Source organism: Conyzicola sp. (genome assembly GCF_057073975.1).
Genome location: NZ_JBXMIS010000082.1, coordinates 16319 through 27459, shown reverse-complemented (window position 1 = coordinate 27459; position 11141 = coordinate 16319). Strand labels below are relative to the sequence as shown.

Below are 11141 nucleotides of genomic sequence, written 5' to 3'. Positions count from 1 at the left end.
CAGCAGCTCGCCGAGCTGGAGGACGTCTGGAACGACCGCGTGAGCGACGTCATCGCCCGCAACAAGAGCAGCTACATCGCCGGCGGCAAGGAGATGACGCCGACGCAGATGCTCGAGCGCGTCGGGTTCCAGAGCGCGCAGCTCAGCACCCCGGTCAAAGACCTGAGCGGTGGGCAGAAGCGCAGGCTGCAGCTGCTGCTCATTCTGCTCAGCGAGCCGAACGTGCTCATCCTCGATGAGCCGACCAACGATCTCGACACCGACATGCTCGCCGCCATCGAAGACCTGCTCGACACCTTCCCCGGCACCCTGCTCGTGGTCAGCCACGACCGGTACCTGCTCGAGCGCGTGACCGACAACCAGTACGCCGTGCTCGACGGCCACCTGCGCCACCTGCCGCGCGGGGTCGACCAGTACCTCGAGCTCCGGGCCGCTCAGAACTCGCCGGCCGTTGCAAAAGCGGCAGCGAAGCCGAAGGGCCTCGGGGGAGCAGAGCTGCGCAACGCGCAGAAGGAGTATGCCGCCGCCGGTCGCAAGATCGAGAAGCTCATGGCGCAGATCGCCGAGGTGCATGTGCGCATGGCTGCGCACGATCAGAACGACTACACCGGTCTCGGCGCCCTGTCGACCGAGATCACCGAGCTGCAGAACCAGCTCGACACGGTCGAGACGCGCTGGCTCGAGCTTGAGGAGCTGCTGGCCTAGTGCAGGCCCGCATCGCCGGACTCGGGGTCTACCTCCCTGAGCAGACCCGCAGCACGGCGCAGACAGAGCGAGACCTTCGTGCCGCCAACCCGACGCTGAAGCTGTCGACCGGCCTCATCCACCGCCTCACCGGCGTCGATTCGGTGCACCTTCGCGCGCACGGCTGGCAGACTAGCGACCTCGCCGTCGCCGCATCGAGGATCGCGCTAGAGGAGTCGCCGGGCCCGATCGACCTCGTCATCTTCGCGGCCGCGAGCCAGGACCTCATCGAGCCGGCCACGAGTCACATCGTTGCAGCGAAGCTCGGCTTCGACTGCCCGGTCATGGATGTGAAGAACGCCTGCAACTCGGTCATCAACGCCATGCAGGTGGCGGCCGCCCTGATCGCCACCGGACAGCACCGGCGCGTGCTCATCGCAAGCGGAGAGCAGCCGTCCCAGGGCGTGCGCTGGAGCCTGCGCGACAAGGAGCAGTTCATCCGCTCCTTTCCCGGCTACACGATGAGCGACGGGGGAGCGGCGGTGATCCTGGAGGCGACGGATGACGGCACCGGCATCCTCGATTCGCACTTCACCGCCGTGTCGCGCCACTGGTCGGTCGGCACCCTGCCGACGGGCGGCTCGATGAACCCGCGCGGAGGGGACGACTCCTACTTCGACATGGACGGCGCCGGTCTGCAGGCGGCCTTCCTCGAGCTCGGTCCCGCTCCCGTGCACGCCCTGCTCGAGCGCAACGGCCTCGACTGGAGCGACTTCGACCTCGTCGCCATCCACCAGGTGGCGCTGCCATACCTTCCGCCGATCTTCGAGCGGCTCGGGGTGGCGGCAGGCAAGTCGGTCATCACGGTCGCCGATCACGGCAACCTCGCCTCGGTGACGCTGCCGCTGCAGCTCATCCGCGCCCGCGAGACGGGCATGACGAAGCCGGGCAGCCTCGCACTGCTCATCGGCCTCGCGGGCGGCATCTCCCTCGGCCTGATGGTGGTGCGGCTGTGAGCCTCGCGGTGGTGGTTCCGGTCTACAACGAGGCCGCGGGCATCCGTCCGACGCTGCAGGCGCTCATCGAGCAGCGTGACGACGACTTCGACGTCGTCTTCGTCGACAACGGCTCGACCGACGAGTCCGTCGCGATCATCGAGTCGTATGCGCAGCCGCGCTGGCGCGTCATCCACGAGCCGGTCAAGGGCACGGGCGCTGCCGCCGACACGGGCATGCGCGCCGCGATCGCCGCGGGGGCGACGCTGCTGGCGCGAACCGATGCCGACTGCATTCCGCGAGAGGACTGGACGGCCGCCGTGAGAAAGGCGCTGACGGTGCACGGCCTGCGACTCGTCGGCGGCGAGCTCGTGCCCCGCCGCGACGAGGGTCTTCCGCTCCTCACCCGGGCCATGCTGCGCGGAGCGGTGCACCTCGCCGAGGCATTCGGACGCATCCGCCGGGGCAACCGGGGCGGCGACTACCTCGGGCCGTACATGATGGCGGCTGGCTGCAACGTCGGCATCACGGCAGAGCTCTACGAGCTGGCCGGCGGGTTTCCCCGCACCCGCATAGAAGACCTTCACGAGGATCGCGCCCTCGTGAATGCTGTGCGCACGATCACCTCCGACTACGCCCGGCGTGGCGACGTAGTGGTCTTCGGCTCGAGCCGTCGGGTCACCGCCTGGGGCCTCAAGAACACCCTGCTCTGGTACAAGGACCACGCCTACCGGCCGGAGCACGTGGACATTCGATGACACCAGACCCGAACCCGCTGGCCGCCCGCTGGGAGGAGCGCGTGATGCGCGCCGCGCATCCGGTCACCTACCCGCTGCTCAAGGCCGTGCGTGCGCCGGCCACGCGGGTGCCGGGGCTCGGGGTCGTCGTCACCGACGCAGCGCTGCTGCGCGAGACGCTCATGAACACCGCGAGCTTCACCAAGACGGGCCCTGGCGCTCCGGCCGACCTGTGGACGCCGGTGCTCGGCCCGAGCGTGCTGCTCAACATGGAGGGGGAGGACCACCTCGCCCTTCGCCGCAAGCTCGGCTCCCTGTTCGCACCCGCCTACGTCGACGCACTCGCGAAACGGCAGCTGGATGTCGCGGCACTGACCACCCGCATCGACGCCGGCGAGCGGGTCGACCTTGTCGCCGAGGTGCGCCACTACGCGAGCGCCATGATCAGCCAGCTCGTCGGGCTCGAGGGTGCGATCGGCGACGACCTGTTTCGGCGCGTGTCGTCGATCACCGCGTTCGTTCGACTGAGCCGGCCGCGCCTCACCGACTCCCAGGCGGCGAGAGCGAGGCAGACGCTCGCAGAGCTCACGGCCAGCGCAGAACTCGCCTACCGCGACGGCGACGAGTCGACGGTGCCGGGCCGCATGCGCTCTCTCGGGCTCACAGAGCACGAGGCCATGGGCGCCGTCGGTGCCTTCGTGCTGACGGGTACCGAGACGCTCGTCTCCTACATCCCACGGCTGATCGCCCTGCTCGTCGACAGCGGCTGGCTGGCCGTGATCGCGGCCGACCGCACCCTCGTCGAGCCGGCGATCGCGGAGGGGCTGCGCGTGACGACGCCGTCGCCCGTGATGCTGCGGTCGGTTGTCGCGGAGGATTCCATCGGCGACGTCGCGGTGCGTCCTGGCGACCGCGTCATCCTCGCCACCTTCGCGGCCAATCGCGCGCTCGGAGCCTTCGACCCGCAGGCCAACGTCGCTGCGACCCTTCGCCAGCTGTGGTTCGGCGCGGGAACCCACTTCTGCCTGGGCGCACCGCTGGCCATGGCGCAGATCCGGCTGGTGCTCGACGCGCTGCTCGATGCTGGCGACGTGCGCATCGCCAGCCGCCGGGCCGCACGCGGAGTGCTCATCCCGAGCTATGCACGACTGGAGGTGCAGCGTGCTTGAGCAGCTGCTCTCGGCGTGCGATCGCACCCCCGACGCGCCAGCGCTCGCCGACCTCACCTACGCGCAGCTGAAGCAGCGCGTGCTCGGCACGGCGGCCGGACTCATCGAGCTCGGCTTCGAGCCGGGCGACCGTGTGCTGTTCAGCGTGCGCCCCCGTGTCGACGGCATCTGCCTCGCCCTCGGCATCGTCGCTGCTGGCGGCGTCGTGGTCTTCGCCGACCCCGGAGCCGGCGAGGCGATGTTCCGCGCGCGAGCGGGGCTGGCAGCGCCACGGTGGGTCGCCGCCGAGTCGATGCTCTACCTCGCCTCCACCCGGCTGCTGCGGCCGATCGCACGAAGCCGCGGTCTCGAGCTGCCGCCGTACGCGACCGTCGTTCCCGAGGCCCGGCACCTCTACGCCGGCGCGCGCCTGCCGGGAGTGCCGCGCGGTGCCGCGCCAATCGATCGGCTGCGCGGCTCCCTCGCCACGCCGCGGGGCAGCGAGCAGGATGCCGCCCTCATCATCTTCACGAGCGGCACCACAGAGAACCCGAAGGCCGTTGTGCACTCCCGGGAATCGCTCGCCAGTGGACTCGGCGGCTTCGCCGCCCACGTGCGCTTCGCGCCGGGCCAGCGCGTGCTCACCGACCAGCTCATGGTCGGCCTTCCGGCGCTCATCGCGGGTGCGCACTGGCTGCTGCCCGCCGCCGGAGCCGACCCCGGCGCCCGCCCCGAGAAGTACCTTCGGCTGCTGCCCAACGCCGATGCCCTGTTCGCGGTGCCGGCAGCGCTCGACGCGATGCTCACGCTGCTCGACCGCGAGCCGGGGAGGGCGCCAGCCTTGCAGACCCTGCTCATCGGCGGGGCGCCGGTGCTGCGGCCGCTGCTGACCAGGGCTCGACAGCGCTTTCCTGATGCCCGCATCCTCTCCATCTACGGCATGACCGAGATGCTGCCGGTTGCGATCGCCGATGCCGACGAGAAGCTCGCCTACACGGGGGCCGGCGACTACGTCGGCGAGCTGCTGGTGCACGCGCGCACCGACGGCGACGAGCTCGTTGTGAGCGGCCCGGGTCTCGCGATCGGCTACCTCGGCCAACCGCCCCTCACCGAGCTGCGCACCGGTGACCTTGCCCGCATCGACGGGCGACAGCTGGTGCTCGCCGGCCGCAGCAAGGACATGTTCATTCGCGGCACCACCAACGTCTACCCCGGTCTCTACGAGCCGATCATCGCGAGCCTGCCCGGGGTGAGCGCGGCGGCCATGGTCGGGGTGCCCAACAGCATCGGCGATGACGCGATCGTGCTGGCCCTCGTGGTCGACAGCCCGTCGCGGCTGCCGGCGATCCGGCGAGCGCTGCCAGGGCTCATCGACGCAGCCGTGCTGCCCGACCGCATCGTGCTCGTCGACGCACTGCCGACGGCGGGCCGCAGCAGCAAGCTCGACCGGCTCGCCCTTGTGCGCCTGGTGGGGGAGCAGTGAGGATCGCGGTCACCGGCTCTGCCGGCTTCGTCGGCGGGGCGGTCGTCGAGCGCCTTCGCGCCGAGGGTCACGAGGTGACCGCGCTCACGCGACGGCACTGGGACATCGCCTCGCGCCCGATCACCGAGAGCGCCGACGCCGTGGTGCACTGCGCCGCCCTCGCCGACGACTGGGTGCTGCGCGAGCATGCCATGAGGGCGAACCTCGGCGGCACGGCCAACGTGATCGCGAGCTTTGCCGGTGCCCGTTTCGTGCACATCTCCACCTCGAGCGTCTACGACGCCTGGCTGCCGACCGTGCAGGTCGCAGAGGACGAGCCGCTGCCCAGCCGGTGGCTGAGCGCGTACTCCGAGTCGAAGGCGGCGGCAGAGCAGCTCCTCGTCGGGCTCGACGCGGCGGTCCTGCGCCCGCACGCCGTCTACGGGCCCGGTGATCGCACCCTGCTTCCGCGCATCGTCGGTGCGGTGCGTGGGCACCGGCTCGTACTGCCAGAGGGCGCCAACGTTCTCCACACGCTCACGCACATCGACAACCTCGTCGAGGCCGTCTCGCTCGCCGTGCGGCCGGGGGCGGCGACCGGAGTGTTCAACATCGGCGACGCCGACGACACCGTGCTGCGCGAGGTGCTGCTCGAGCTGCTGGCGCGCCTAGGGCGATCGGATGTCGCGATCCACGGCATCCCGTACCGGGCGGCCTTCTCTGCGGCAGCCGCCCTGGAGAAAATGCATCGCATCGCCGGTGGACGCCCACGCCTCACCCGCCACGCCGTGAGCCAGCTCGGGCTCGAGCGCACGCTCGACATCTCGAGGGCCCGGCACGAGCTGGGATATTCACCTACCGAGACGTCGCTTCAGGGCGCGGAGCACTGGTAGGTGCCTTTAACGAGTAATCGCCGGGTGCGCATGGCAGCCCGGCGATTACTCGTGTTCGTACTAGCGGACAGCAGCCATCTTGCGACGTCGGATCACCAGGAGCGCGAGGCCGCCCAGCAGTCCGAGTGCTGCTGCACCCGGAACGATCGGCGACACGTTGGCTCCGGACGCCGCGAGTGCCGCGACGCTCGGGTCGGTGAGTGAGAACGCCGTGATAACGCAGTTGGCGTCGAGCGTGTACCAGACCGAGTCGGTCATCGTCTCGCCGAAGTTGTTGCCGATTGCCGTCGCGGTCAGGCGGTGAGCGCCCGCCACGCACGCGTTGGTCGGCATGAAGACGGGCGCGTCGATCGCATTGGCAACCGGGAACGCCGATGCGATGAGCAGCGCGTCCTGCGTCAGGGTCCACTCCTCGCTGTCGCTGACATCCCGTCCGGTGACCGTCACGCTCTTCCCGCTGAGAACCTGTCCAACAGCCAGTGCGCTGGAGAGATCGATGTAGTGGTCGATGATCGCGCCGATCGTCAATGACGTGAAGTCGCTTCCAGCGGTGTTAGTCGCCGTGATGTCGCAGTCGTAGGTCTCGCCGATGGTGAATCCGGGAACGTTGATTCCGGAGTCGTCGAGGGCGGTGACGGTGGCGGAGACGACGTCTGTGGCATCGACCTGGTTCACGCAGTTGACGTTCCACGTGTTGATCGGCTCGCTGTTGGAGTCGTAGACATCGAACCGCACGGTGCCGTTGGTGCTGCCGTACTCGGCGGCATAGTTGACGTTCGGCGTCGGAGGACCGGCGACGTGGAGCATCGAGTAGGTTGCGCTGTCGTTGCCGCTTGCGTCAAAAGCAACGATCTCTGCGCCCCACCACGATCCCGCGGTGAAGATGGTGGCGAAGTCGTCGCCGATAGCGCAGTGCGACGGCCCGATGGTGAGCACGCTGCCGGAGAACGTCGAGCAGGGAATGACGTCGAAGCCGTAGTACGGCGCGTTGACGTCGGTCCCCAGCAAGTACGTGATCGCCTCGGAGTCTGTCATCGCGTAGTTGACCACGGTGTCGCCGGTGGCGTTGATGATAGTGACCGGTGCCTCTGTCGAGCCCATGGGGGCAACGTTGTAGGAGCTACCTGTCTTGGTGAACGTCACCCAGACCGAGAAGCTGTCTGACCCGGCGTTGTCGGAGTAGACACGGCAGCAGGTCTCTGCGTACACCTGGTAGATGCCGTCGGCGAGCGAGGACAGGTCTCCGGTGAGCACCTCGGTCGAACGGTCGAAGAGGGCGTTGGTTGAGTCCTCGGTGTAGGAGGTGACGGTGAGGTCGACGCCCGTGCCGATACCGGATCCTGGCGCATCGCCGTAAGCGGCGAGCTGGGTGACCTCGAGGGTGTCTCCGGGGGTGTCGCTGACCATGTAGTCGGAGGAGTCAGCGATCCATCCGGTCACAATTGTCCATGTGGCGGCGTTTCCGGTCACAGAGAACGAGTTGGCGGTCGATCGGTTGTGGTCGGCGACGGCGGCGGTGGCCCCGGTCAGCACGAGGGCGAGGGAAATGGCAACTGCCGTGGCAGCGCGGAGCTTCGATGTGATCACGGGTACTCGTTCTAGGTAAGGAAACTTCGGGTCGGCTAACGCTAGCAGCAATAGCGTCTATGTAAACCACCCCTGAACGGGGGATTTTCGGCTCACGGCCTCAGATTTGCTTGCGAACCACGAGCGACTCGTAGGCCGGAATGAGCACTGTGCGCCCGTAGCGCCGCGACACCACCTCGAAGGGCGTTCCGTCGCCGATGAGCAGGTCGATCATCATGCCGAGCCCCGCGCGGGCGAGCGGGCCGCCAAGGCACAGGTGGCGACCGGCCCCGAACCAGAGCTGGCGGTTCTGCGGGATGTACTCGCGGTCGATGCGGTACTCGCCGGCGAGATTGTTGGCTGTCCAGGTGAGCACCACGATGCGCTCTCCGGCCTTCAGGGTTCGACCGCCGATGGTGAGATCGGCGAGCACCGAGCGCCCGATGATCGGCGCGGGGCTCGTGACCCGCAGGGCCTCGCGCACGGCATCGTCGCGGTGCTTCGGCGCGGCGATGAGCCGGTGCTGCTCTCCCGTGTCGAAGAGCAGGGCTGCGGTGCGGGCCATGGCACTGGCAGCGGTCTCTGTGCCAGCGACCATGAGCAGTGTCGACAGGCCCTTGGTCTCCTGGATGCTGAGGCCGAGGTCACGGCATCGCCCGATCACGGTGGTGCCCGGCGCGGTCGCGAACGCCTCGTCGAAGTGGCCGGTGAGCCGCTCGACGATCTCCCGGGCGCGCGCGACCTTGGCCGGAGGCAGCACGGTGTCGGCGGTCGTGCCGAGCGCGGTGGCGGCGAGCTCCTCTCCGGTGGCGAAGATCTCGCGGTAGGCGTCGTCGCCCTTGCTCGCGTCGACCGGAAGCCCGAGAAGAGTGACCACCATCTGCCCGACGAGGATGCGCGAGAGGTCGGCGACATCCAACGGCTCCCCGGCCTCGAAGCTCGCCCGTGCCTCGGCGATGCGCTCGCCCCACGCGGTCTCGACGAACTGCACGCTGGTCTTCTCGGTGAACAGCTCGCGGCTGCGGGTGCGCAGGTCGTAGTGGCCTGGACCGTCGAACAGGTCGTAGACCCAGTCGCCGAGAATCTGCGCCCACAGGTGGCCGACGCCGCCCTCGCTGAGCAGGGTGAAGTGCTGCGGGTCGTTGAGCACGGCTCGGGCGGTCAGTGGGTCGGCGGTGATCCAGCCGAGACCGGGCACCTTGAGCAGTGGCTTCGCGAACTGGCCGATCCAGTTGAGGAACGGCAGCGCCGGCCGCGCCGCCGACAGCAGGCGGTGCTCGTGCGCCTTGGCGCTCGACCCGAGTCCGTCGGTGAGCGGGTTGAGGCGGCGCTCGCGCTTCGGGGGCGCAAGATCCTCTGCGACGGGCACTAGAAACTAGCCATCAGTCGAAGTCCAGGCTGAGCTTGCGCAGCAGGGCAGCGAGCCGCTCCTGGTCGGCAGGCGAGAGCGCGTCGAGAAGCTCTGCCTCGCCCTCGAGCAGCTGGCGGATCGCGCGGTCGACGCGTTCACGTCCAGAGTCCGTCATGACCACGAGGATGCCGCGGCCGTCGCCGGGGTCGGCCCGACGCTCCACGAACCCGCGGTCGACCAGCCGGTCGATGCGGTTGGTCATCGTGCCGCTCGATACCAGGGTCTGCTGCAGCAGTGACTTCGGGCTCAGCTGGTACGGGCTGCCGGCGCGGCGGAGGGCAGAGAGCACGTCGAACTCCCACGACTCGAGGTCGGAGGCGCTGAACGCCGCGCGGCGGGCGCGCTCGAGGTGCCGCGACAGGCGGCCGACGCGGCTGAGCACCTGCAGCGGCGAGAAGTCGAGGTCGGGGCGCTCGCGCGACCACGCGTCGACGATGCGGTCGACTTCGTCGTGTGCGGGCATCCGTCCATTATCGCGCGCCACTGCAGCCGCCTGTCTCCGTTCGAAATGCAGGAGACGCGAACGCCCAACCCCGGCCAAATGAAGGCACGGGCGCATCGCGCGACGACCGGCCCCTGCATTTCGGGCGGGAGCGCTCGCGCCGCTCCTGCATTTGGCAGGTAGCGGCGGCGGGATGCGCGGCGCGGTCGCCCGGGTGCCTCTGGCAGGATTGACGGGCGGGCAACCGCAATCCGCCTTGGTGTAATGGCAGCACGACAGCCTTTGGAGCTGTTAGGTCTAGGTTCGAATCCTGGAGGCGGAGCCGAAACGGCTGACGACCCCGATTGTTTACCGTGTGGCGAAGCCTCGTACTCGTGTGCGCAGCAGTTCGTTCCCCTTGCCCCTCTTCACTGGAGTGATGCCGCGCGCGTGCGGCAGCAACGACGGGGTGAGGTTATCGTGCCAACTGGCTCGGGTTCCGCCGTCTTCTTCGTCGCATTCGACTCGCACGACGAGCCGGGTCTGCGCGCCTGGGCGCAGTTTCGCCAGCAGCTCCTCACGGCGAAGGGCGATCCGCCGAGCGCAGAGGGGCCGCACCCCGATCATGTGGGGGTGTGGCGCCTGCTGGCGTCGAACAACCGCGAGGTGGCCCGCAGCGCCTCGGTCTACGACTCGTTCGAGAATGCGAAGGCATCGGTTGAGCAGCTGCAGCACCGGTGGCACGAGCTGGAGGTCGACTGCTTCCACGGTGCGATCTCTGCGAGCCATGGGTGGACCGCCTCTCTCGACGGCGCGCTGGCGATGACGTGCTCGCGGTGGTACGAGACCGGGCCGATCAGCCTGGATGTCGCCGCGGCATCCATCGCATCGCTGCGTACCGCGCGCGTCATCGCGGCACCCATGCGGTCACGGGTTGCCACCCGCGCGGCGCAACGGCCCGCGCCGCTGCCGCTCGTCTAGCCCGCTGATCCGGTGCTGCAGTCGGCAGGATCTGCCACCGCAGCCCAGCCGGCACCTCCGCCGAGGCTCGCGCCCAGCGGCGTCAGCTCAGCGCTGCACTGCGTGAGGGTGACGCCGCCGCCGGTGGCGAAGCCGAAGCGAAGCGCCGCCCAGGCGAGACGGGCATCGGCATCACCTGGCGCGCCGATGGCGATCGCCCCGCGACCCTTCTCTGCGAACGATGTCGGCACGCCGCACGCTGCACTCGCCTCGGTTGCGAGGATGCCGCGGGCAGCCAGTCGCCCCGTCTCGCCAGAGGGAATGACGGTCACGATCGCGTCAGCCGGCCACTCCGTGCTCGCGGTCTCTGTCGGGATCGCGGTGAGGTTCGCGCGCGTGAAGCTCCACTTCTCGTCAGCGAACTGCTCTGCCGTGAGGCCGGCGCAGTCCTCGATGACCGCCGCGGGAAGGGTCTGGCTCGGCACGTCATCCCACCGTGTCGACTGGTGCACCTGCAACTCGAGCGAGAGCTCTGAGCCGTTCGCGGCGCTCGCGAGGGCGCGCACGATGAGCAGGGTGTCTGGCTCGATGTCGTTGGGAGCGAGCTCCTCGACCGGTGCCTCGTCGACAGCCGTGTCGGAGACGTAGCTCTCGGTGGGCTCTGGCTCTGGTGTTGCCTGCGTGCATCCGGTCAGGCAGAGGAGCGCGACGGCCGATGTCGCGACGAGGAATCGGGTTCTCATGCGCGTGAGAGTGGAGCACGCGCATGAACGACGGTGCTCGTCGCGGTGAACGTGAGGGGCGACATGGAGGCGTCGATGGGGCGTACACCCATTGTTTGCCATCGGGCCAGTCGCCGTACGT

Annotated in this window: 11 protein-coding genes and 1 tRNA gene; 8 read left to right on the top strand and 4 right to left on the bottom strand. The window is 69.0% G+C overall.

The window, feature by feature from the left end; all coding sequences use genetic code 11:
• The 6 genes from AC14A7_RS07380 to AC14A7_RS07355 form a co-directional block, all read left to right on the top strand.
• The coding region (locus tag AC14A7_RS07380) for an ABC transporter C-terminal domain-containing protein (protein WP_484007715.1) at window positions 1–705 on the top strand (705 nt) is incomplete at its 5' end.
• On the top strand, window positions 705–1700 hold the full coding sequence (locus AC14A7_RS07375; protein WP_484007713.1) for a 3-oxoacyl-ACP synthase III family protein: 996 nt from the start codon (window positions 705–707) through the stop codon (window positions 1698–1700). The genes AC14A7_RS07380 and AC14A7_RS07375, both read left to right, overlap by 1 nt.
• Window positions 1697–2437 (top strand): glycosyltransferase family 2 protein, encoded by a 741-nt coding sequence (locus AC14A7_RS07370; protein ID WP_484007711.1) that lies wholly within the window; start codon window positions 1697–1699, stop codon window positions 2435–2437. The genes AC14A7_RS07375 and AC14A7_RS07370 overlap by 4 nt, the downstream gene beginning before the upstream one ends.
• Window positions 2434–3585, top strand: coding sequence for a cytochrome P450 (locus tag AC14A7_RS07365; protein WP_484007709.1), 1152 nt, complete (start codon window positions 2434–2436; stop codon window positions 3583–3585). The genes AC14A7_RS07370 and AC14A7_RS07365 overlap by 4 nt, the downstream gene beginning before the upstream one ends.
• A complete protein-coding gene (locus tag AC14A7_RS07360) occupies window positions 3578–5047 on the top strand; it encodes a class I adenylate-forming enzyme family protein (protein ID WP_484007707.1) in 1470 nt (489 codons plus the stop codon). The genes AC14A7_RS07365 and AC14A7_RS07360 overlap by 8 nt, the downstream gene beginning before the upstream one ends.
• Window positions 5044–5919 (top strand): NAD-dependent epimerase/dehydratase family protein, encoded by an 876-nt coding sequence (locus AC14A7_RS07355; RefSeq protein ID WP_484007705.1) that lies wholly within the window; start codon window positions 5044–5046, stop codon window positions 5917–5919. Before AC14A7_RS07360 ends, AC14A7_RS07355 begins: the two co-directional genes overlap by 4 nt.
• Window positions 5920–5979: 60 nt before the next feature.
• Here AC14A7_RS07355 and AC14A7_RS07350 read toward each other — a convergent pair whose 3' ends face one another.
• The 3 genes from AC14A7_RS07350 to AC14A7_RS07340 all read right to left on the bottom strand — a co-directional run bounded on the left by AC14A7_RS07350 (window position 5980) and on the right by AC14A7_RS07340 (window position 9359).
• Window positions 5980–7506, bottom strand: a complete 1527-nt coding sequence (locus AC14A7_RS07350) for a hypothetical protein (protein WP_484007703.1) — start codon at window positions 7504–7506, stop codon at window positions 5980–5982.
• A 100-nt stretch (window positions 7507–7606) separates the two neighbouring features.
• A complete protein-coding gene (locus AC14A7_RS07345) occupies window positions 7607–8854 on the bottom strand; it encodes a cytochrome P450 (RefSeq protein WP_484007701.1) in 1248 nt (415 codons plus the stop codon).
• Window positions 8855–8867: 13 nt separating this feature from the next.
• Complete coding sequence (locus AC14A7_RS07340) at window positions 8868–9359, bottom strand: MarR family winged helix-turn-helix transcriptional regulator (RefSeq protein WP_484007699.1); 492 nt, start codon at window positions 9357–9359, stop codon at window positions 8868–8870.
• 229 nt (window positions 9360–9588) lie between these two features.
• Here AC14A7_RS07340 and AC14A7_RS07335 point away from each other — a divergent pair.
• Both AC14A7_RS07335 and AC14A7_RS07330 read left to right on the top strand, forming a co-directional pair.
• Window positions 9589–9660 (top strand) — tRNA-Gln (locus AC14A7_RS07335).
• Window positions 9661–9797: 137 nt separating this feature from the next.
• Window positions 9798–10298 (top strand): hypothetical protein, encoded by a 501-nt coding sequence (locus tag AC14A7_RS07330; RefSeq protein WP_484007697.1) that lies wholly within the window; start codon window positions 9798–9800, stop codon window positions 10296–10298.
• Here AC14A7_RS07330 and AC14A7_RS07325 read toward each other — a convergent pair.
• On the bottom strand, window positions 10295–11020 hold the full coding sequence (locus AC14A7_RS07325; RefSeq protein WP_484007695.1) for a hypothetical protein: 726 nt from the start codon (window positions 11018–11020) through the stop codon (window positions 10295–10297). The two genes, AC14A7_RS07330 and AC14A7_RS07325, sit on opposite strands and share 4 nt — an antisense overlap.
• Between the last annotated feature and the right edge of the window lie 121 nt (window positions 11021–11141).

Bases quoted from the DNA above. Each gene is read 5' to 3' on its own strand.
- AC14A7_RS07365 (WP_484007709.1), top strand. From the start codon at position 2,434: ATGACACCAGACCCGAACCCGCTGGCCGCCCGCTGGGAGGAGCGCGTG.
- AC14A7_RS07340 (WP_484007699.1), bottom strand. From the start codon at position 9,359: ATGCCCGCACACGACGAAGTCGACCGCATCGTCGACGCGTGGTCGCGC.
- AC14A7_RS07325 (WP_484007695.1), bottom strand. From the start codon at position 11,020: ATGAGAACCCGATTCCTCGTCGCGACATCGGCCGTCGCGCTCCTCTGC.